Genomic DNA, 20,013 nt, shown 5'->3' on the forward strand with positions numbered 1-20,013 from the left:
CAAAAGTAAGCAAAACGCTCTTGCCCCTCCACTCGGCACCTCGCTTAGGCTCGGTGTGCCCGCACTCCGGCTTGAATCCGTGGGCCGCCGTGACGGGCCATCCATGGCCCAACACGGCTAACCCGGCGTCCTGCCGGGTTGCCCACGGATTCAAGCCTGCGTTCGGCCATCGTGGTTAACGGGGCGCTCTGGATCAAGATCACAAGCAAGATCAAAAGCACAGCACGGCGGCCTGAAAGCCGACCTGAGTGGTTGAAGCAGAAGCAGAATCAAAAGCAGGGCTGCTTTTCTGTGGGAGCTGGCTTGTCGGGTCGCCGCACCGCTGCGATGCAGGCACCTCGGTCTGTCAGTGACACTCAATTGCAGGCATGCCAGCGGCCTGAATGCATTTCCAAGACCTGTGCCGTGATGGCGGACTAGCTGGCGACGTTAATGGCTTGGCTTTCCACCGCAAAAAAAGTCTCGATCAACGCTTTCGCGGCAGGTGACTGGCGTGCGCCCGTGCGGCTGATTATGCCGCAGCGGTTGTTCAAGCTGTCGAGGGCGTGGGGCAGGTTGCGCCAGTGCAGCACTTGCAGCTCGCCACGCGTGAAGGCATCGACGAAGGCCTCTTCGGTGCCCAGGCCGATGGCGTCGGACTGGCGCACGATGCTGGCCAGCGCCGTGAACTGTTCAAGCTCGATCACGGGCGCAAAGTCGATGCGCCCGCTGAGGTTGGCCAGCAGTTTGCGAATGCCAGGGGCGATCATCGGCGTGGCCAGCGGGTAGTCGAACAGGTCGTTGGTGGACAGGCTGTCCTTGGCCAGCAGCGGGTGCCCGTCGCGGCAGAAAAATACGCTGCGGCGAGGCGTCAGGGCTTGGGTCTGGTAGTTCGGGTCGGCCTCGAAGTGGCGCACATCGGCGATAAAAAATTCGATCTCTTCACGGGCCAGGCTGCGCCCGAGTTTTTCCCAGTTATCCACCTGCAACGCCGTGCGCACCTTGGGGTAGGCCGTGACGAACCGGGCGATGGCTTGAGGCACCAGGCTTACCGCCGCCACCGCATCGCCGCCAAACCGCACCTCGCCGGCGTCCAACTTGGTCATGCGCGTGACTTCGTGACTGAGCAGCGCCGCGCCCTGCACCAGGCTCATCGCATGTTGCAGCACCACTTGGCCTTCGGGCGTGGGGCGCAGTTCTTTATCGGCGCGGTCCACCAGTACGCAGCCGAACTCTTGCTCCAGGCCCTGGATGCTGCGGCTGAACGCCGGCTGAGTGATGCCTATCGCGTCGGCAGCGCGCACAAAACTGCGGTGCTCGATAAGCGCGATGAAATAGCGCAGTTGGCGAAGGTCCATGGTGTGCCCGGCATCCTGTTGGGGAACCGGGATTTTAAGGCGATGACTTATTCCGTCAATGAAGCTTTATGGTTTTATCTAGACCGTAAATGCATATCTATAGAGCAGGCACCGTGCGGTAGGTGGCCGGGCTGAACACCCGCGTCACTACCAGCATTGCCACCACCGTCACGGCCAGCACCACCCAGGCGCTGACAAAATTGCCGGTGAGTTCGCGCAGCCAGCCGGTCAGCCATGGCGAAATCGCATTGATCAGAAAGCCCACGCCCTGTACGAACGCCGCCAGTTGCCCGGCTTGGCGTGGGTCACGGTGGTGGTCGAGGGTCAGCAGCAGGCTCAGGGCGAAACACGCACCCAGGCCGAAGCCGCACAGCGCCACCCACAGGTGCGGGAATTGCAGCGGCGCCAGGATCAGGCCGAAGTAACCCACGGCCTGTGCCAGCAGGCTGATGCCGAGCAATGGGCGGCGGTCGATACCGCGTTGCGCCAGCACTGGCATCAGCAGCGCGGCGAGCACCTGGAAAATGGTCATGAAGGCCAGCAACGACCCGCTCGGCAACACGCCCCAGCCCAGTTGCTGATAGAACGCCGGCAGCCACGCCACCATGCTCATGTAGCCGCAATTCACCAAGCCGAAATACAACGCCAGCAGCCAGGCACGGCGGTTTCGCAGGCCTTTAAAGGCGGGTATCAGCTTGGCGCTTTTGGCTGCGCCCAGCGGCACAAACGCCCACAGCAACAGCGCCGCCAACGCCGGTAACAGCCACACGCCCAACCCCGCCTGCCACTGCTGAAAATGCGTGGCCACCACCGGGCTGAGCAATGCAGCGAGCCCGCCACCGGCCATCAGTGAGGCCGAATACACGCCCATCGCCACCGGCACGCGGTGATGAAATTCGCGCTTGATCATCGCCGGAACCAGTGCCTGGATCAGCGCCACACCGGCACCGCCCAGCAACGCCGTGACCAGCAGCGCCGACGCCTGGCCCATCAGCCAGCGCGCCAGGCACGCCAGCAGAATCATCATCAGGCCAAGGGCAATGCCGCGTCGTTCGCCCAGGCGCGCTTCCACGCGCACGCCGACCAGCGCCACCAGGCCCATGCACACCACCGGCAGGCTGGTGAGCAGGGCGCTGCTCTGGAAGCTTAAGCCGGTGGCTTGGCGAATCTCGCCGAGCAGCGGGCTGATGGAGCTGAGGATCGGCCGCAGGTTCAGGCCGAGCACCACCAGCAGGCCCCAGCCGGCGAAGGATTTATTCAGGGTCATGCAGGGTTTTCCACTGCTGATACAGCGCGGTCATGGTCGCGTCGGGCAGATGCTGGATCGGCAGGCGCTGCTGATCCAGTGGCAAGCCGACTTGCTGCCCGATTGCCGCCGTCGACAGCCCGAACGGCTCGGCCATGGCGTTGCTGGCGGCAAACACCACGCGCTCCACGCCACACAGGTACAGGGCGCTCAGGCACATCGGGCAGGGCTGGCCGCAGGCGTAGATCACGCAACCGTCGAGGCGCGCGCCCAACTGTTGGCTGGCGGCGCGGATCGCCAGCAGCTCGGCGTGGGCGGTGGGGTCCTGGGTCAGGTGGATCTCGTTCACGGCCTCCACCAAGACTTCACCGTGACGCGTCAGCACCGCGCCGAAGGGCCGGCCACCTCGGGCCACGTTGGCGTGGGCCAAGGCAATCGCGCGTTGCAGGTGTTGATGGTCGTCGGTCATGGAACACCCTCCGGGCAGAATCGAGCGTGAAGTATGGGCAGCCCTCGGGGTATTCTGAAATTAAATATAACCATGATAATCAGTGGCAAATGGAATGGTGATACCCATGTTTGATCCCGTGTTGCTGCGCAGTTTTGTCGCCGTCGTGGACTGCGGCAATTTCACCCGCGCCGCCGAGCGCTTGCACCTGACCCAATCGACGGTCAGCCAGCAGATTCGCCGCCTGGAAGACGCGGTGGCGTGCCAGCTGCTCGACCGCGACCAGCGCCGCGTGGTGGCCACCGCCGAAGGGGAACGCTTGCTGGCTTACGCGCGGCGCATCCTGGCGCTGCACGAGGAAGCCGCCGACGTGTTGATCAACCAGCAGAGCGACGGCGTGCTGCGCCTGGGTGTGCCGGAAGACTTTGCCGCCGAACGCTTGATGCCGTTGCTGTCGGCATTTGTCGTGACCTACCCACGGGTGCGCCTGGAAGTCACCAGCGGCCTCGGCCCGGAATTGCAGCGCCAATACCGGGGTGGCGAGTTCGACGTGTTGCTGGTCAAGCAAATGGGCGACAGCGATGACTGCCTGGCCTCATGGCCGGAGCCGTTGTGCTGGGTGGACAGCCGCAACACACCGTCTATGGGGCGTGACCCGCTGCCGTTGGTGGCGTTTCCAGTGGGCGGCCTGTACCGCAATGAAATGCTGCACCACCTTGAAGTGAGTGGCTGGCGCTGGCGCATCGGGTATTCCAGCGCGAGCCTGGCCAGTGTGTGTTCGGCGGTGGCGGCAGGGTTGGGCATCAGTTTGTTGCCACGACGGGTGGTGCAGGCCGGGCATGTGATCCTCGGTGAGGACAGCGGTTTACCGCGGGTGCAAGGCGTGCGCCTGGCCTTGTATGGTCGCAGTGGCTTGGGCGCCGCCGGGCAGACGCTGCAGCGCCAATTGCTCGATTTATGTGCAAACAGCCCGGGCTGAGCCATGCCTTTACTGAATATTTTGTATGCCTGAAAAGCATCGAAAAAATGCCCCTGCGCGCCAGGCCCCGCAGGCCGTGGCTTTGACGTTTCCGAATGTTTCGTTTATTCAATTTAGATCTATCTATAACTTTAAAGATTACTTTAAGAGATAAGCGTCTGGCCCCGATGATTCAGCCCTCGACGGCCTCCCCACGCAGGCCTGTCGGTTTTTTTGTTTCAAAACCGTAGGGAGTGAATCAATGGGCAATGTCCAGACCGCCGCCAGTGCACCCGAGGCGCAGTGGCGCCAGGCACCGGGTGGTGAGTTGGTCGACCTTGGCCGGCCGCACCGCGCGCCGTTGGGGCAATTGCGTCTACAAAAAAAACCCAAGCGCTTTTCGAGCCGCCGCGAAGGGATTCTGCTCGGGTTGCTGGTGTTGGCCCTGCACGGCGCGGTGATCTATTGGGTGAGCCAGAAGCCGACGCCGGTGCTGCCGATCGTGCCGCCGGAAATCCCGCCGATGACCATCGAATTTTCCCAGCCGGCGCCGCCGGTGGTTGAACCGCCACCGCCTGTGCCGCCACCACCACCGCCGCCCGTGGTCGAGCCACCGCCGCCGCTGGTGGATGAGTTGGCCGCCAAGCCAGCGCCGCCGAAACCGATTCCCAAACCCAAGCCAAAGCCGGTGCCGAAGCCTGAGCCCAAGCCTGAGCCCAAGCCCGCCCCCAAACCGGTCGAGCAGCCGCCCGCGCCACCGAAGCCTGCGCCACCTGCACCCGCCGCGCCGGCTGCACCGCCGTCGCCCGCCCCGGTAACACCGGCCTCGGCCAACGCCGCGTACCTGAAAAACCCGGCGCCGGAGTACCCATCACTGGCACAGCGTCGCGGTTGGGAAGGCACGGTGTTGTTGCGAGTGCAGGTACTGGCCAGCGGCAAGCCGGGGGAGATCCAGATTCAGAAAAGCAGCGGTCGCCAGCAACTCGACGACGCCGCATTGACCGCCGTGAAGCGTTGGAGCTTCGTGCCGGCCAAGCAGGGCGAAGTGGCGCAGGACGGCTGGGTCAGCGTACCGATCGATTTCAAGATTCACTAACTATTCGGCAGCGGTGTGTTGGACACGCCGCGACCTGCACAGAGGGAAAACATCATGGCATTAGCATCTCCACTTGAATCCATCGAAAGCGCGGTGATCTGGCTGCTGGTGGTCTTTTCGGTCGCGACCTGGGGCTTTGCCCTGCTCAAAGGCCTGCAGTTCGGGCGCCTCAAGGCGCAGGATCGCAAATTCCACAAACAGTTCTGGGCGGCGTCGAGTCTCGACGCTGCCGCCGAACTGGCGGAAACCCGGCCCGGCGCCGCAGCGCGGGTGGCCCAGGCCGGTTATGCCGCGATCCAGGTCGGTGACGCGCCGCACGCGGCGGACTTGAGCCAGGCCATCAACCACCAGGACCGCCTCGAACGCGCCCTGCGCCAGCAGATCGTGCGTGAACGTCGCTCCCTGGAAACTGGCCTGGCCGTGGTCGCCAGTATCGGCAGCACCTCGCCGTTTATCGGCCTGTTCGGCACCGTGTGGGGAATTATGGAAGCGCTGAAGGGGATCAGCGCCGCCGGTTCCGCCAGCCTCGAAACCGTGGCCGGCCCGATCGGTGCGGCGCTGGTCGCCACCGGCGTCGGTATTGCCGTCGCGGTGCCGGCGGTGCTGGTCTACAACTACTTCCTGCGTCGCCTGAAGCTGACCGCCGCCGACCTGGATGACTTCGCCCACGACTTCTACAGCCTGGCGCAGAAAAATTCGTTCCGTGTGCTGCTGCACCCGACGCTGAACAAAGCGGCTGCCGGCAACCCGCAAAAAGTGAAGGAGGCGTCCTGAGATGGCCTTCTACACGCAGGACAGTGATGAGGTGCTGAGCGAGATCAACGTCACGCCGCTGGTGGACGTGATGCTGGTGCTGCTGGTGGTGTTTATCGTCACCGCGCCGCTGCTGACCAACTCGATTCCGATCAACCTGCCCAAGACCCAGGCCGTGGCCCCGGTGGAGCAGAAAGACCCGCTGGTGGTGAGTATTGATGGCACCGGCAAATTGTTTATCAACAAGGACGAAATCCAGCCGGACCTGCTGGAATTCAACCTGCAGTCGGCCAAGGCCAAGGACCCCGATGTGCGGGTGCAACTGCAGGCTGACGATGGAGTGAATTACGGCGAAGTGGCGCGAGCCATGGCGTCTATCGAGCGCGCGGGCATTACCAAGCTGTCGGTGATTACCGCACGTTAGTTGCAAATGCCTCGACAATTTTTTGGCCGTCTCCTTGGCAGGGTGCGGCCTTTTTTTTGCCTGGCAAAAAGGCCGTTGGAACCTCTTTCGATCTTGTTCCACTCACTGTAGGAAGTTTCGCGAGCTAGGGTGCCGATGCTAAGTCAGGTTCCGTGAAAAGTTTGCATGGATGCGACGGGTTTTCAGCGAGGACCGTCGGCCCCGATTTTCCCCCTAAAAAGTCGGTATTAAATCCATGCAAAGAATTAGACCCAAACTCGGTTTGTCATTGAACATGTCGGTGGCCCCGCCCCCACCGAAAAAAAACGCGTCCGCCGAGTTGCGTGGCATGTCCCGAAATGATGTCGCCGCGAACACCCAAACCCGTTTTGCGTTGAATCATGGTGCACCCACGTATGACGTGGCCATGCGCGGGCGCGGTGAGCAGCATGCCGGTTGGTCCACGTTCAATCAGTCAGCACTGACCGGTACCGATGCGTTTATTCACATGGACCGCGTCAGCCCCAAAAGCCAGGGCGATTTTGCCGGTGACAAAATCCACCTCAGTGTCGCGCCGCAACACGTAGAAGCTGCGTTCAACGCCATTGCCAAGATCCTGCAAGCCGAAGATGGCCCTGTGGATAAGTGGAAAGTCACTGATATGAGCCGCATGCACCCGAACATGTCTCCCGAACAACAGCGGGTGACGCTGGGTGCGCAGTTTACTATCTATGCCAAGCCTGACCGCCCGGATAACACCTATAGCCCTCAGTACATGGGCAAGTTGCGCGGGATGATCAAGACGGTTGAACATGAGTTGCGAGGCGTTGGTATAACCCCCAGCAGCAATCGACCTGCATCTGACGTATCTCCTCAACACTGGCAATTTGCGTCTTATCGTAATGAGGGCAACGCGCGGACGGGCTCGCCCACCCAAAGCCAGGGACAGGAACACGAGCCGTTTTTTCAGCTTGTCGCTTTTCCTGACGCGTCTCCCACCTCCGCCAGCTCGATCCGATCCCATTCATCCCTCCTGCCCCCACCCTGGAATCGAGGCTGAATGACATCGGCTGGGTGAATGACCTTTGCCTTGATGCAAAACGCCGCACGTCCTCGATGCTGCGTTTTGGTTATTAATAAATAGCTTCTTATTCCTTAACGAATATATACCGCGTGCCTATACTCACCAGCAACGTTAAACGCTGCAGGAGGGCACACCCATGCACAGCGAGTCGATTCGTTATTTGATCGTGCCGGGCTGGCAAGGATCGCCAGAAGATCATTGGCAAAGTCATTGGCAGAACAGCCTGCCCAACAGCGCGCGCGTGGAGCAGGCCGACTGGCTCACACCGCGCCGCGAAGACTGGGTGGCGGCGTTGGCCGAGGCCATCGCTGCCGACAGCACCCCCGTCATCCTGATCGCCCATAGCCTGGGCTGCATCACCGTCGCCCACTGGGCCGCCACCGCCCCTGTGCAGTTTTTGCGGCAAGTGCGCGGCGCGTTGCTGGTGGCTCCGGCGGACGTCGAACGCCCGGCCTGTGCGCCGGCGTTGCGTAACTTTGGCCCGATCCCGACCACGCTGCTGCCGTTTCCAAGCCAAGTGGTCAGCTCCGACAACGACAGCGCCGTCAGCGCCCCTCGGGCTTTGGAGCTGGCGCGTCACTGGGGCGCCGAAGCGGGCATTTTGTCCGGTGCTGGCCATATCAATGTGAAGTCCGGCCATCAGCGCTGGGAACAGGGGTTCGCGTACCTCTACCGCCTGCAAAACCGCCTTGAGCACCACGCCCGTCGTCGTGCCTGACATTTTTGAACGCCCCGTCCCTGAGTGGATTGGGGGCGGGAGCCTGCCATGAGCCTGCATGAAACCTACGGCCAGCCACTGCTGACCTTCCCCGACGCCGAAAAAAGCCCGCTGAGCATCCGCGCCAAGGCCCTGGTGTTTGTCGACCCACGCTCGCGCCAGTTGCGCGAAGACCTGGAAAGCCTGGCGCCGCGCGCCTTGCCCGTGCTGATTCGTGGCGAGACCGGCAGTGGTAAAGAGCTGCTGGCGCGGCATATCCACCGGGGCAGCGACCGCACAGGCTTGTTTGTGTCGGTCAATTGCGGCGCCATCAGCCCGACCTACGCCGACGCGGAATTGTTCGGCTATGCCGCCGGAGCCCACAGTGGCGCGGCCAGCAGCCGGGCCGGGTGGTTTGGGTCGGCCAACGGCGGCACCTTGTACCTGGATGAGATCGGCGACTTGCCGTTGCCGATCCAGCTCAAATTGCTCGCCGCGTTGGAGAACCACGAAGTCACCCGCGTCGGCGCCCATCAGCCAAGCCCGGTGGACGTGCGCCTGGTGGCGGCCACCAGCATCGACCTGGCCCAGGCCGTGGCGGCGGGCAAGTTCAACGAGCGCCTGTTCCATTACCTGAGCGAAGGCCAACTTGACCTGCCTGCCCTGCGCGAGCGCGTTGGCGACATCCTGTCCCTGGCGGAATACTTCCTCGGCATCTACAGCCAGCGCCTGGACCTGCCGGTGCCGCTGATCAGCGACGCGGCCCAACGCGTGCTGGAACACCACAGCTGGCCGGGCAACACCCGCGAGCTGGAAAACGTCATCCACTTTGCGCTGCTGGTGAGCAGTGGCGACGAGATTTTGCCCGAACATTTAAACCTGCCGGTGGCGGGCTCGCCGCTGGAGCAGGTGCAGCGGATTTTCGCAGCGGCCAGCCCGGCCGAGCAGGAAACCTTGCGCAAATTTCTGCATGAGCAAAATGGAATATCAAAGTGAATAAAAGATATTGTTCGGGAATAAAAAATCTAGGTATTGTCCGTTCCACGCCGCGATAGCATTTCGCTGGCACACCACAAAAAAGCGGCCGTCAGAGACGACCCGGAATTTCGATAAGGACACTGCATGAAAAAGGTTCTGTTGTTTACCGCACTGGCGGCTGCCCTGACTGCAAGCTTCGCCCAAGCCAACGAGAAGCTGGTCGTGGCCGCGACCCCGATCCCGCACGCCGAGATCCTTGAGCTGGTCAAGCCGACCCTGGCCAAAGAAGGCGTGGACCTGGAAATCAAAGTCTTCACCGACTATGTACAACCCAACACGCAGGTTGCAGAGAAACGTCTGGATGCCAACTACTTCCAGACCCTGCCGTACCTGGAAAACTTCAACAAGGGCAAGGGCACCAACCTGGTCACCGTAGTGGGTGTGCACGTTGAACCCATCGGCGGTTACTCGAAAAAGATCACCAAGATTGGAGACCTGAAAGATGGCGCCACCGTGGCCATCCCGAACGAAGGCTCCAACAGTGGCCGTGCCCTGCTGTTGCTGCAAAAGAATGGTCTGATTACGCTCAAAGACCCGACTAATCCGCTGTCCACGCTGAAAGACATCGCCAGTAACCCGAAACACCTGAAATTCAAAGAGCTGGAATCGGCCCTGCTGCCACGCGTGCTGGATCAGGTTGACCTGGACATAATCAACACCAACTATGCCCTGGAAGCTGGCCTGAACCCGGCCAAAGACGCACTGATCATCGAAGACTCGAAGTCGCCGTACGTGAACTTCCTGGTCGCTCGCCCAGACAACAAGGACAGCGACGCTATCCAGAAACTGGCCAAGGCCCTGACCAGCCCTGAAGTCAAAGCCTTCATCGAGAAGAAGTACAACGGCGCGGTAGTGCCTGCGTTCTGATGTAACCAAAACCCCCTTCAAGGTTTGAACGCCGACGGCTTTTATAGCGTCGGCGTTTTTTTAAGGCCGCTTGGAACACAATCAACAAACTGTGGGAGCTGGCTTGTGTGGGAGCTGGCTTGCCTGCGATGGAGGCACCTCGGTATCTCAGGCGGACTCGGTTGATGCCATCGCAGGCAAGCCAGCTCCCACATTGGACGGCGGCGTGTCAGATAGCGCGGCTATTGATGGCCTTGCGCAACGCCACCAGCCACTTCACCAGCTCCTGCGGATCAATCGGTTTCACTTCGTTCATTGTTCGATCCCTCGAATCTTTCGACCCCAAGACCATAGCTGCCACCCGCCAAACCCGCGAACCCGGCGGTTATCTTTTTGGGTGATATCAATATGCTATTTGGGTATTTAAAGTTTGCTTTTTATACCTTTAAAGTTCGCGCTACCCGGCGTTACCCACGTCGGACTGGACTGCCTTCGCTGCATTACCCGTGCGGCGTCATGGACTCACGATGACCTTCGATTTTGCTTTTATCCTCAGCACCCTGCCGGCGTTTCTCAAGGCCGTGGGGGTGACGCTGCAAGTGGGCCTGATCGCCATTGCCACCTCCTTGCTGGTGGCGCTGATCAACGCGGCGCTGCTGGTGTTTCGCACGCCGTACCTGTCACGCCTGGTGGCGCTGTATGTGGAGTTGGCGCGTAACACGCCGCTGCTGATCCAACTGTTCTTCGTGTACTTCGCGTTACCGGCCCTGGGCGTGAATATTTCCGGGTTCTGGGCGGCGATCATCACCATGACCTTCCTCGGCGGCGCCTACCTCACCGAAGTGCTGCGCGCGGGTGTGGAGGCGGTGCCGCTGGCGCAGATCGAGTCGGGCAAGTCCATCGGCCTGTCCGACTGGCAACTGCTGCGCCACGTGATTCTGCCCCAGGCCGGCATCCTCAGCCTGCCGGCGCTGTTCGCCAACTTCATCTTCCTGCTCAAGGAAACCACGGTGGTGTCTGCCGTGGCAGTGCCGGAGATTCTCTACACCGCCAAGAGCTACATCGCCCTCTACTACAAGACTTACGAAATGCTCGCCGTGTTGACGCTGATCTGTGTGTTGCTGTTTTTGCCGCTGTCGCTGCTGCTCAGCCGCCTGGAAAGGAGGCTCCAGCATGGCCAGTTCGGGTCTTGAGTTGTTGTGGGTGTCGTTGCCGCAATTGGGCAAGGGCGCGGCGCAAACCCTGTCGATTTCGTTCTTGAGCATTGCCTTCAGTACCGTCGGCGGCGTGCTGTACGGCGTGTTGCGCACCTTGAATAACCGGGTGATCAATGGGGTGCTGCGGGTGTACCTGGAGCTGTTCCGCGCGATTCCGGTGCTGGTGTGGCTGTACCTGCTGTTTTTCGGGCTGCCGATTTTCTTCGGCCTGAGCATTCCGAGCTTCTGGTGCGCGGTGCTGGTGCTGTCGCTGTGGGGCGCCAGTGAAGTCGGCGAAGTGGTGCGCGGCGCGCTGCATTCGCTGCCGCGCGGCCAGCGTGAGGCGGGCCTGTCGATTGGCCTGTCCGACCCGCAACTGTACGGCTACGTGCTGCTGCCCCAGGCGCTGAAGCGCATGACGCCGCCGACCATCAACGTTTACACGCGCATCATCAAGACCAGCTCCCTGGCGGTGCTGATCGGTGTTGTGGACGTGATCAAGGTCGGCCAGCAAATCATCGAGCGCACCTATGAGTCGGTACTGATCTACGGCGCGCTGTTCCTGTTTTTCTTCTTTATCTGCTACCCGTTGTCGGCCGCCTCCAAGGTGCTGGAACGGCGCTGGGCCCAAGCATGAGCGCATTGATCGAGTTCCAGGGTTTCAACAAATACTTCGGCGACCAACAGGTGCTCAAAGGCATCGACCTGAGTGTGCAAAGCGGTGAAGTGGTGGTGATCCTCGGCCCCAGCGGCTGTGGCAAAAGCACCTTGCTGCGCTGCCTGAACGGGCTGGAAGTGGCCCACAGCGGCAGCCTTCGTTTTGCCGGCAAGGAGTTGCTGGACAAAGCCACCGACTGGCGCCAGGTGCGCCAGGACGTGGGCATGGTGTTCCAGAGCTACCACCTGTTCCCGCACATGAGCGTGCTCGACAACATCCTGCTCGGCCCACTGAAAGTACAAAAACGCGAGCCGCGCGAAGCCCGCGCCCAGGCCGAAAAACTGCTTGAGCGTGTAGGCCTTGCCGACAAGCGCGACGCCTTCCCGCGTCAGCTGTCGGGCGGCCAGCAGCAACGCATCGCCATCGTTCGCTCGCTGTGCATGAACCCCCAGGTCATGCTGTTTGACGAAGTCACCGCCGCCCTCGACCCGGAGATGGTCAAGGAAGTGCTGGAAGTGATCCAGGGCCTTGCCCGCGATGGCATGACGCTGCTGATCGTCACCCACGAAATGGCCTTCGCCCGCGCCGTCGCCGACCGCGTGGTGTTCATGGAGGCCGGTCGCATTCTCGAACTCAACACCCCCGAAGAATTCTTTACGAACCCGCAAACCGCACGCGCGCAGCAGTTCCTGGAGAAGTTCTCCTTTGTTTCAACACTGCCCAAGAAAACCAAGGAACTGGAGCTGCTATGAAAAAGTTACTGCTGCCACTGTTGGCCGTCGCCGTACTGGCCGGCTGCGATAAAAAGGCCGAAGAGCCTGCAAAACCCGTTGCCGCCGCGAGCTACATCGACAAGATCAAGGCGCGCGACAAGCTGATCGTCGGCGTATTCACCGACAAGCCGCCGTTCGGCTTTGTGAACGAAGCCAGTCGCTACGTGGGGTTCGATACTGACATCGGTCGCCAATTCGCCAAGGACCTGCTGGGCGATGAAAACAAAGTCGAGTTCGTCGCCGTTGAACCGGCCAGCCGCATCCCGTTCCTGCAAAGCGACAAGGTCGACCTGATCCTTGCCAACATGACCGTGACCCCCGAGCGCAAGGAAGCGGTGGACTTCACCAACCCCAACCTGAAAGTCGCGGTACAGGCGTTGGTGCCACAGGACAGCTCGGTGAAAAGCCTGGATGACCTGGCCACCCGCACCACCATCGTCACCACCGGCACCACCGCCGATATCTGGCTGACCAAGAACCACCCGGACTGGAAACTGCTCAAGTTCGAAAAAAACTCCGAATCGCTGCAAGCCCTGTCGGCTGGCCGTGGTGATGCCTATGCCCAAGACAACCTGGTGCTGTTCAGCTGGGCCAAGCAGAACCCGGGCTACCGCGTGCTGGACGAAAAGCTTGGTGATGAAGCGCCGATTGCGCCCGCGGTGAAGAAGGGCAACGTCGAACTGCGTGACTGGGTGAATACCGAGTTGGCGAAGTTGGGTGAGGAGAAGTTTCTGCTCAAGCTGTACGACCAATATGTGCGTAAAGAACTGAGCGATGACACCAAGCCTGAGAGTGTGATTGTTGAAGGCGGGAAGTGGCAGGGCTGATCCCGCGCTGACTGTCACACCGCTATCGCAGGCAAGCCAGCTCCCACTGGGAAACGCATTCCAAATGTGGAAGCGGGCTTGCCCGCGAAGAGGCCAGTGCAGTCACTGCACCTACTCCGGCCAATGCCACGCCGGCGCGTCCAAAATCCCTTGCCCCACAATCCGCGTCTCGCCCATCACCTTCTCCAGCACAATCGAATTACACCCCTCATCCTGCTGCAGCGCCGCAATCAACCGGCTCGCGTGCGACACCACCCACACCTGGCACTGCTGCGACGCCTGGATGATCAAGCGCGCCAGCGCCGGCAGCAAATCCGGATGCAAGCTGGTTTCCGGTTCGTTCAGCACCATCATGGTCGGCGGCCTTGGCGTCAGCAGCGCAGCGATGAGCAGCAGGTAACGCAACGTCCCGTCCGACAACTCTGCCGCCGACAACGGCCGCAGCAAGCCCTCCTGGTAAAACTCAATCGCAAAACGCCCGCCCTGCAACGGCTGGATATTCAAGCGCGCATTGGGGAATGCATCACTGACCGCCTGTTGCAGCGCCTCGGGGTCGCCGATTTCGCGGATGGTTTGCAGCGCCGCCGCCAAGTCCCGGCCGTCGTGGTGCAGCACCGGCGTGCGCGTACCCAATTGGGGTTGGCGGACGGGGGCGTCCACGTCGCTGCGAAAGTGATCATAAAAGCGCCAGCCGCGAATGCTTTCGCGCAGCAGCAACACTTCCGGCGAGCCGCGCAGGCTGCCGACCTGGTCGAACAGGCTGTGGTAGTTGGGGGTGTGCTGGGCCAGTACATCCCAGGCACGTCCGTCGCGGGCGCGCACCATCGGCCCGGAACGCTGCACCAGCAGGCTGGCGGGCCGGTAAAGGTGGCCGGCCCAGATACATTCCTTCTTCACTTCCGGGTCGAGGGAGAAGAACGACCCACCGGGTTCCGGCAGCCCGAGGGAAATGGCATAGCTGAAATCGTCCCCGGCAAACCCCAGGCGCAGGCGTTTGACACCTTGGCGCACGATGGGCTCCACTGGCACCTCGCCATTGCGCATCCGCCGGCTGATGGTTTCCGGCCCGGCCCAGAAGGTCGAGTCCAGCCCACCCTCACGGGCCAGCGCATTGATCACCCCGCCTTGGGCGGTTTCGGCCAGCAGGCGCAGGGCGCGGTACAAGTTGGACTTGCCGCTGCCGTTGGGGCCGGTGACCAGGTTCAGCCGGTCGAGCGGCACCACCAATGTGTTGATCGAGCGGTAGTTGGCCACCGCGAGGGTTTTGAGCATGTGTATTCAGTCGGTGTGGGAACCCTTGGAGTATGGGATCCTCCATGCAGATAAGGAACCCTGATCTAAGCTCACAGTCGCATACTCACTGGCACATCGCGTCACGCAAAAGGAGCCTGCATGGGCGGTCGCACTTCGAGATTTTTACTCAGCCTTGGCCTGTTGGCGCTGCTGAGTGGCTGTGGTCAGGAAAAGACCGAACCCAAGGAACACTCGCGGGTGTTTGTGCAGACCGTGCAGTCAGCGGACTTCGCGGCGGCGGTCACGCTGACCGGGGACATCCAGGCGCGTGTGCAAACCGACCTGTCCTTTCGCGTGGGTGGCAAGATCATCCAGCGCATGGTCGACGTCGGCGACCGGGTGAGCGCCAAGCAAGTGCTGGCCAAGCTCGACCCCAAAGACTTGCAGACCAACGTCGACTCCGCCCAGGCCCAGGTCGTGGCCGAGCAGGCGCGGGTCAAACAGACCGCCGCCGCCTTTGTGCGCCAGGAAAAACTCTTGCCCAAGGGCTACACCAGCCGCAGCGAATACGACGCCGCCCAGGCCGCACTGCGCAGCAGCCAAAGCGCGTTGGCCGCCGCGCAAGCCCAATTGGCGAACGCCCGTGAACAACTCGGTTATACCTCGCTGATCGCCGATGCGCCCGGCGTGATTACCGCGCGCCAGGCTGAAGTGGGCCAGGTGGTGCAGGCCACGGTGCCGATTTTCAGCCTGGCCACCGATGGCGAGCGCGATGCGGTGTTCAACGTCTATGAGTCGCTGCTGGTCGAGCCGCCGCCGGATGCGCCCATCACCGTCAGCCTGCTGGAGAACCCAAGCATCAAGGCCGTGGGCAAAGTCCGCGAAGTGACCCCCGCCGTGGCCGCCAATACCGGCACCGTGCAAGTGAAAATCGCCCTGCAAAGCCTGCCCAAAGGCATGCAACTAGGCTCGGTGGTCAGCGCCACCGCCAATGGCCCGGCCAAGGCCAGCATCGAATTGCCTTGGTCGGCCTTGACCAAGGACATCAACGAACCTGCCGTGTGGCTGATCGACGGCGACGGCAAGGCGCAACTGCACAAGGTCACGGTGGCGCGTTACCTGACCGGCAATGTGATCATTGGCGACGGGCTCAAAGGTGGCGAAAAAGTCGTGGTGGCCGGGGGGCAATTGCTGCATCCCGGCATGATCGTCGAGATCGCCCAGCAAGGAGCCCAGCCATGAAGCGCCTGATGGCAGTACTCGCCGCCAGCCTGTTGCTCGCGGCGTGCTCCAAGCAAGAACCGCCGCCTGAGCCCGTGCGCCCGGTGTTGTCGATGGAAGTGAAGTCCGAAGACCAGGAAAACCTCGGCCGCTTCGCCGGTACCATCCAGGCCCGTTATGAAAGCAACCTGGGCTTTCGCGTGCCGGGCCGTATCGCCCGGCGCGCGGTGGACGTGGGCGCCGAAGTGGAGAAGGGCGCGTTGCTCGCCGTGCTCGACCCCACCGACCAGCAAAACCAATTGCGTGCCGCCCAGGGCGACCTCGCCCGCGTGCAGGCGCAATTCATCAACGCCCAGGCGAATGCGCGGCGCCAGCAAGAACTGTTCAACCGTGGCGTCGGCGCACAGGCCCAGCTGGATGTGGCCCAGACCGACCTGAAAACCACCCAGGCCTCCCTCGACCAAGCCCAGGCCTCGGTCAACCAGGCCAAAGACCAACTCAACTACGCCGAGTTGCGCACCGACCACGCCGGCATCGTCACCGCCTGGAACGCCGAGGCGGGCCAGGTGGTCAGCGCCGGCCAGCAAGTGGTGACCCTGGCGCGGCCGGACATCAAGGAAGCGGTGATCGACCTGCCTGCCGGCCTCGCCGAGCGCTTGCCGCCCGACGTGGTGTTCCTGGTCGCCGGGCAACTCGACCCGAGCGTCAACACCACCGCCATCGTGCGTGAGATCGAGCCCCAGGCCCAAAGCGCCACGCGTACCCGGCGTGCGCGCCTGACCCTGACCGAGACGCCCGCCGCGTTTCGCCTCGGCACCGCCATCAGCGTGACCTTGAGCAGCGCCATCGCGCCGCGCATTGAACTGCCCCTTAGCGCATTGCAGGAAGTCGATGGCAAAACCCGCATCTGGCTGCTCGACACCCAAAGCCAGACCGTGCAGCCGCGCGACGTCACCGTGCTCAGCCGTGACGCCAGCAGCGCCTTGCTCAACGGCGGCGTCAAACCCGGCGAACGCATCGTCACCGCCGGCGTGAACAGCCTGAAACCCGGGCAAAAAGTCAAAATCGACGAGGACAGCCCGCGATGAAAGGGAGCTTCAACTTATCCGACTGGGCCCTCAAGCATCAGTCCTTCGTCTGGTACCTGATGTTCGTCGCGCTGCTGATGGGCGTGTTCTCCTACATGAACCTGGGCCGTGAGGAAGACCCTTCCTTCACCATCAAGACCATGGTGATCCAGACCCGCTGGCCGGGTGCGACCCAGGAAGAAACCCTCAAGCAGGTCACCGACCGCATCGAGAAAAAACTCGAAGAACTCGACTCCCTCGACTACGTGAAAAGCTACACCCGGCCGGGTGAGTCCACGGTATTCGTGTTCCTCAAAGACACCACCAGCGCCAAGGCCATCCCCGAAATCTGGTACCAGGTGCGCAAGAAGATCGACGACATTCGCGGCACCTTCCCCCAGGGTTTGCAGGGGCCGTCGTTCAACGATGAGTTCGGTGACGTGTTCGGTTCGGTGTACGCCTTTACCGGCGATGGCTTGTCGATGCGCCAGTTGCGCGACTATGTAGAGCAAGTGCGCGCCGAGATTCGCGCGGTGCCGGGGTTGGGCAAGGTCGAGATGATCGGCCAGCAGGACGAAGTGATTTACCTGAATTTTTCCACGCGCAAACTGGCTGCGTTGGGCATTGATCAGCGCCAGGTCGTGCAAAGTTTGCAGTCGCAAAACGCCGTGACGCCGGCCGGGGTGATCGAGGCCGGGCCCGAACGGATTTCCGTGCGCACCTCGGGGCAGTTCGCCTCGGAGAAGGATCTGGCCAACGTCAACCTGCGGCTCAATGACCGTTTCTATCGACTGGCGGACATCGCCGAGATCAGCCGTGGCTACGTCGACCCGGCGCGGCCGATGTTCCGCTTCAATGGCAAGCCGGCGATTGGCTTGGCCATCGCCATGCAGAAGGGCGGCAATATCCAGTCCTTCGGCAAGGCCCTGCATACGCGCATGGACGAGTTGACGGCCGACCTGCCGGTGGGCGTGGGCGTGCACAAAGTCTCCGACCAGGCGGAAGTGGTCGAGGAAGCCGTCGGCGGCTTCACCAGCGCCCTGTTTGAGGCGGTCATCATCGTGCTGGTGGTGAGTTTCATCAGCCTCGGCATGCGTGCCGGGCTGGTGGTGGCGTGCTCGATTCCGTTGGTGCTGGCGCTGGTGTTCGTGTTCATGGAGTACAGCGGCATCACCATGCAGCGAGTGTCGCTGGGCGCGTTGATCATCGCCCTCGGCCTGCTGGTGGACGACGCGATGATCACCGTGGAGATGATGATCACGCGCCTGGAAAAAGGCGAAACCAAGGAGCAGGCCGCGACCTACGCCTACACCTCCACGGCGTTCCCGATGCTCACCGGCACCTTGGTGACCGTGGCGGGGTTTGTGCCGATTGGCCTCAACGCCAGTTCGGCGGGCGAGTACACCTTCACCCTGTTTGCGGTGATTGCCGTGGCGATGCTGGTGTCGTGGGTGGTCGCGGTGTTGTTCGCGCCGGTGATTGGCGTGCATATCCTCAGTGCCAACGTGAAGCCGCATAACGCCGAACCTGGGCGCATTGGTCGCGCCTTCAATGGCGGCATGCTGTGGGCCATGCGCAACCGCTGGTGGGCGATCGGCATCACGGTTGGGCTGTTTGTGGCGTCGGTGTTCTCGATGCAGTTTGTGCAGAACCAGTTCTTTCCGTCGTCGGACCGCCCGGAAATTCTCGTCGACCTCAACCTGCCGCAAAACGCCTCGATCAACGAGACCCGCAAAGCCGTCGACCGCCTCGAAGCGATCATCAAGGATGACCCGGACATCGCGCGCTGGAGCACCTATATCGGCCAGGGCGCGATTCGTTTCTACCTGCCCCTCGACCAGCAATTGGAAAACCCGTATTACGCGCAGTTGGTGATCGTCAGCAAAGGCCTGGAAGAACGTGGCGCCTTGATTGCGCGCCTGCAAAAACGCCTGCGTGACGACTTTGTCGGCATCGGCAGCTTTGTGCAGCCGCTGGAAATGGGCCCGCCGGTCGGGCGGCCGATTCAGTACCGGGTGTCGGGCAAAGACATCGACCAGGTGCGCAAGCACGCCATCGAACTGGCGACCTTGCTGGATCAAAACACCCACTTGGGCGAAATAATCTACGACTGGAACGAGCCGGGCAAAGTGCTGCGCGTGGACATCGCCCAGGACAAGGCGCGGCAATTGGGGCTGTCGTCGGAAGACGTGGCGCAATTGATGAACAGCGTGGTCAGCGGCGCGTCGGTGACCCAGGTGCACGACGATATCTACTTGATCAACGTGGTCGGTCGCGCCGAAGACGCCGAACGTGGCACGCCGGAAACCTTGCAGAACCTGCAGATTGTCACCCCCAACGGCACTTCGATTCCGCTGCTGGCCTTTGCCACGGTGCGTTACGAGCTGGAGCAGCCGCTGGTGTGGCGCCGCGACCGCAAGCCGACCATCACCATCAAGGCCTCGGTGCGTGACGAGATGCAGCCGACCGACCTGGTGAAGCAGCTGGCGCCGACCATCGAGAAATTCAGTGCCGGCCTGCCGGTGGGTTACAAGGTCGCCACCGGCGGCACCGTGGAAGAAAGCGGCAAGGCCCAAGGCCCGATCGCCAAGGTGGTGCCGCTGATGCTGTTCCTGATGGCGACCTTCCTGATGATCCAGCTGCACAGCGTGCAGAAGATGTTCCTGGTGGCGAGTGTCGCGCCGCTGGGGCTGATTGGCGTGGTGCTGGCGCTGATCCCCACGGGCACGCCCATGGGCTTTGTGGCGATCCTCGGGATTTTGGCGCTGATCGGCATCATCATCCGCAACTCGGTGATCCTGGTGACGCAGATCGACGCCTACGAGCGCGACGGTTACACGCCGTGGGATGCGGTGGTGGAAGCCACCGAGCATCGGCGCCGGCCGATCCTGCTCACGGCGGCGGCGGCCAGCCTGGGCATGATCCCGATTGCCCGCGAAGTGTTCTGGGGGCCGATGGCGTACGCGATGATCGGCGGGATCATTATTGCGACCTTGCTGACGCTGCTGTTCCTGCCGGCGCTTTATGTGGCCTGGTACAAGATTCGCGAGCCGAAGCAGGAGGATCAGACGCAGCGAGATTAAAAATGTGGGAGCTGGCTTGCCTGCGATAGCAATGTGACTGATCTCACGC

General features: G+C 62.0%; 19 protein-coding genes. 15 read left to right on the top strand and 4 right to left on the bottom strand.

Features of this window, described 5'->3' with window-relative positions:
• Window positions 1-416 precede the first annotated feature (416 nt).
• The 3 genes from WBB95_RS05340 to WBB95_RS05350 all read right to left on the bottom strand — a co-directional run bounded on the left by WBB95_RS05340 (window position 417) and on the right by WBB95_RS05350 (window position 3,052).
• Window positions 417-1,337 (bottom strand): LysR family transcriptional regulator, encoded by a 921-nt coding sequence (locus WBB95_RS05340; protein ID WP_424486607.1) that lies wholly within the window; start codon window positions 1,335-1,337, stop codon window positions 417-419.
• A gap of 97 nt (window positions 1,338-1,434) precedes the next feature.
• Window positions 1,435-2,604, bottom strand: coding sequence for a CynX/NimT family MFS transporter (locus WBB95_RS05345; protein ID WP_424486608.1), 1,170 nt, complete (start codon window positions 2,602-2,604; stop codon window positions 1,435-1,437).
• Window positions 2,591-3,052 carry a nucleoside deaminase gene (locus tag WBB95_RS05350; protein ID WP_424486609.1) on the bottom strand — a complete coding sequence of 154 codons (462 nt, stop codon included), beginning with the start codon at window positions 3,050-3,052 and terminating at the stop codon, window positions 2,591-2,593. The genes WBB95_RS05345 and WBB95_RS05350 overlap by 14 nt, the downstream gene beginning before the upstream one ends.
• Before the next feature lie 106 nt (window positions 3,053-3,158).
• Between WBB95_RS05350 and WBB95_RS05355 the strand changes: the two genes are divergently transcribed.
• The 12 genes from WBB95_RS05355 (at window position 3,159) to WBB95_RS05410 (ending at window position 13,360) form a co-directional block, all read left to right on the top strand.
• Window positions 3,159-4,010, top strand: coding sequence for a LysR family transcriptional regulator (locus WBB95_RS05355; RefSeq protein ID WP_424486610.1), 852 nt, complete (start codon window positions 3,159-3,161; stop codon window positions 4,008-4,010).
• A 241-nt stretch (window positions 4,011-4,251) separates the two neighbouring features.
• Entirely contained in the window at window positions 4,252-5,085 is an 834-nt protein-coding gene (locus WBB95_RS05360; RefSeq protein WP_424486611.1) for an energy transducer TonB, read from the top strand.
• A 51-nt stretch (window positions 5,086-5,136) separates the two neighbouring features.
• Window positions 5,137-5,859 carry a MotA/TolQ/ExbB proton channel family protein gene (locus WBB95_RS05365; protein ID WP_424486625.1) on the top strand — a complete coding sequence of 241 codons (723 nt, stop codon included), beginning with the start codon at window positions 5,137-5,139 and terminating at the stop codon, window positions 5,857-5,859.
• Between the two features lies 1 nt (window position 5,860).
• Window positions 5,861-6,262, top strand: a complete 402-nt coding sequence (locus WBB95_RS05370) for an ExbD/TolR family protein (RefSeq protein ID WP_424486612.1) — start codon at window positions 5,861-5,863, stop codon at window positions 6,260-6,262.
• A gap of 235 nt (window positions 6,263-6,497) precedes the next feature.
• Window positions 6,498-7,301, top strand: a complete 804-nt coding sequence (locus tag WBB95_RS05375; RefSeq protein WP_424486613.1) for a type III effector — start codon at window positions 6,498-6,500, stop codon at window positions 7,299-7,301.
• A gap of 160 nt (window positions 7,302-7,461) precedes the next feature.
• On the top strand, window positions 7,462-8,043 hold the full coding sequence (locus WBB95_RS05380) for an alpha/beta hydrolase (RefSeq protein ID WP_424486614.1): 582 nt from the start codon (window positions 7,462-7,464) through the stop codon (window positions 8,041-8,043).
• A 48-nt stretch (window positions 8,044-8,091) separates the two neighbouring features.
• Window positions 8,092-9,018 carry a sigma 54-interacting transcriptional regulator gene (locus WBB95_RS05385; protein WP_424486615.1) on the top strand — a complete coding sequence of 309 codons (927 nt, stop codon included), beginning with the start codon at window positions 8,092-8,094 and terminating at the stop codon, window positions 9,016-9,018.
• Between the two features lie 126 nt (window positions 9,019-9,144).
• On the top strand, window positions 9,145-9,927 hold the full coding sequence (locus WBB95_RS05390; protein ID WP_424486616.1) for a MetQ/NlpA family ABC transporter substrate-binding protein: 783 nt from the start codon (window positions 9,145-9,147) through the stop codon (window positions 9,925-9,927).
• Window positions 9,928-10,433: 506 nt separating this feature from the next.
• The gene (locus WBB95_RS05395; protein ID WP_424486617.1) at window positions 10,434-11,099 is read left to right on the top strand and encodes an amino acid ABC transporter permease; all 666 of its coding nucleotides are present in this window, start codon (window positions 10,434-10,436) and stop codon (window positions 11,097-11,099) included.
• Window positions 11,080-11,739 carry an amino acid ABC transporter permease gene (locus tag WBB95_RS05400; RefSeq protein ID WP_424486618.1) on the top strand — a complete coding sequence of 220 codons (660 nt, stop codon included), beginning with the start codon at window positions 11,080-11,082 and terminating at the stop codon, window positions 11,737-11,739. Before WBB95_RS05395 ends, WBB95_RS05400 begins: the two co-directional genes overlap by 20 nt.
• Window positions 11,736-12,512: an amino acid ABC transporter ATP-binding protein gene (locus tag WBB95_RS05405; RefSeq protein ID WP_424486619.1), complete on the top strand. Its 777-nt coding sequence runs from the start codon at window positions 11,736-11,738 to the stop codon at window positions 12,510-12,512. Before WBB95_RS05400 ends, WBB95_RS05405 begins: the two co-directional genes overlap by 4 nt.
• Entirely contained in the window at window positions 12,509-13,360 is an 852-nt protein-coding gene (locus tag WBB95_RS05410) for a transporter substrate-binding domain-containing protein (RefSeq protein ID WP_424486620.1), read from the top strand. Before WBB95_RS05405 ends, WBB95_RS05410 begins: the two co-directional genes overlap by 4 nt.
• Before the next feature lie 111 nt (window positions 13,361-13,471).
• Here WBB95_RS05410 and WBB95_RS05415 read toward each other — a convergent pair whose 3' ends face one another.
• On the bottom strand, window positions 13,472-14,632 hold the full coding sequence (locus tag WBB95_RS05415) for an AAA family ATPase (RefSeq protein ID WP_424486621.1): 1,161 nt from the start codon (window positions 14,630-14,632) through the stop codon (window positions 13,472-13,474).
• 120 nt (window positions 14,633-14,752) lie between these two features.
• On the opposite strand from WBB95_RS05415, the gene WBB95_RS05420 reads away from it, so the two are divergent.
• From WBB95_RS05420 to WBB95_RS05430, 3 genes are read left to right on the top strand one after another with little or no spacing between them, the layout of a single operon-like run.
• Window positions 14,753-15,835 (top strand): efflux RND transporter periplasmic adaptor subunit, encoded by a 1,083-nt coding sequence (locus tag WBB95_RS05420; RefSeq protein WP_424486622.1) that lies wholly within the window; start codon window positions 14,753-14,755, stop codon window positions 15,833-15,835.
• On the top strand, window positions 15,832-16,902 hold the full coding sequence (locus WBB95_RS05425; RefSeq protein WP_424486623.1) for an efflux RND transporter periplasmic adaptor subunit: 1,071 nt from the start codon (window positions 15,832-15,834) through the stop codon (window positions 16,900-16,902). The genes WBB95_RS05420 and WBB95_RS05425 overlap by 4 nt, the downstream gene beginning before the upstream one ends.
• A complete protein-coding gene (locus tag WBB95_RS05430; RefSeq protein WP_424486624.1) occupies window positions 16,899-19,964 on the top strand; it encodes an efflux RND transporter permease subunit in 3,066 nt (1,021 codons plus the stop codon). Before WBB95_RS05425 ends, WBB95_RS05430 begins: the two co-directional genes overlap by 4 nt.
• Window positions 19,965-20,013: the final 49 nt, after the last annotated feature.

The sequence above is a fragment of the Pseudomonas sp. genome, from assembly GCF_049645325.1.
Taxonomy (GTDB): Bacteria; Pseudomonadota; Gammaproteobacteria; order Pseudomonadales; family Pseudomonadaceae; genus Aquipseudomonas.

Coding starts and splice junctions, on each gene's coding strand:
- WBB95_RS05415 (WP_424486621.1), bottom strand. CDS start 14,632: ATGCTCAAAACCCTCGCGGTGGCCAACTACCGCTCGATCAACACATTG.
- WBB95_RS05390 (WP_424486616.1), top strand. CDS start 9,145: ATGAAAAAGGTTCTGTTGTTTACCGCACTGGCGGCTGCCCTGACTGCA.
- WBB95_RS05425 (WP_424486623.1), top strand. CDS start 15,832: ATGAAGCGCCTGATGGCAGTACTCGCCGCCAGCCTGTTGCTCGCGGCG.
- WBB95_RS05400 (WP_424486618.1), top strand. CDS start 11,080: ATGGCCAGTTCGGGTCTTGAGTTGTTGTGGGTGTCGTTGCCGCAATTG.
- WBB95_RS05380 (WP_424486614.1), top strand. CDS start 7,462: ATGCACAGCGAGTCGATTCGTTATTTGATCGTGCCGGGCTGGCAAGGA.
- WBB95_RS05410 (WP_424486620.1), top strand. CDS start 12,509: ATGAAAAAGTTACTGCTGCCACTGTTGGCCGTCGCCGTACTGGCCGGC.
- WBB95_RS05385 (WP_424486615.1), top strand. CDS start 8,092: ATGAGCCTGCATGAAACCTACGGCCAGCCACTGCTGACCTTCCCCGAC.
- WBB95_RS05375 (WP_424486613.1), top strand. CDS start 6,498: ATGCAAAGAATTAGACCCAAACTCGGTTTGTCATTGAACATGTCGGTG.
- WBB95_RS05395 (WP_424486617.1), top strand. CDS start 10,434: ATGACCTTCGATTTTGCTTTTATCCTCAGCACCCTGCCGGCGTTTCTC.
- WBB95_RS05370 (WP_424486612.1), top strand. CDS start 5,861: ATGGCCTTCTACACGCAGGACAGTGATGAGGTGCTGAGCGAGATCAAC.
- WBB95_RS05345 (WP_424486608.1), bottom strand. CDS start 2,604: ATGACCCTGAATAAATCCTTCGCCGGCTGGGGCCTGCTGGTGGTGCTC.
- WBB95_RS05340 (WP_424486607.1), bottom strand. CDS start 1,337: ATGGACCTTCGCCAACTGCGCTATTTCATCGCGCTTATCGAGCACCGC.
- WBB95_RS05420 (WP_424486622.1), top strand. CDS start 14,753: ATGGGCGGTCGCACTTCGAGATTTTTACTCAGCCTTGGCCTGTTGGCG.
- WBB95_RS05430 (WP_424486624.1), top strand. CDS start 16,899: ATGAAAGGGAGCTTCAACTTATCCGACTGGGCCCTCAAGCATCAGTCC.
- WBB95_RS05355 (WP_424486610.1), top strand. CDS start 3,159: ATGTTTGATCCCGTGTTGCTGCGCAGTTTTGTCGCCGTCGTGGACTGC.
- WBB95_RS05405 (WP_424486619.1), top strand. CDS start 11,736: ATGAGCGCATTGATCGAGTTCCAGGGTTTCAACAAATACTTCGGCGAC.
- WBB95_RS05350 (WP_424486609.1), bottom strand. CDS start 3,052: ATGACCGACGACCATCAACACCTGCAACGCGCGATTGCCTTGGCCCAC.
- WBB95_RS05360 (WP_424486611.1), top strand. CDS start 4,252: ATGGGCAATGTCCAGACCGCCGCCAGTGCACCCGAGGCGCAGTGGCGC.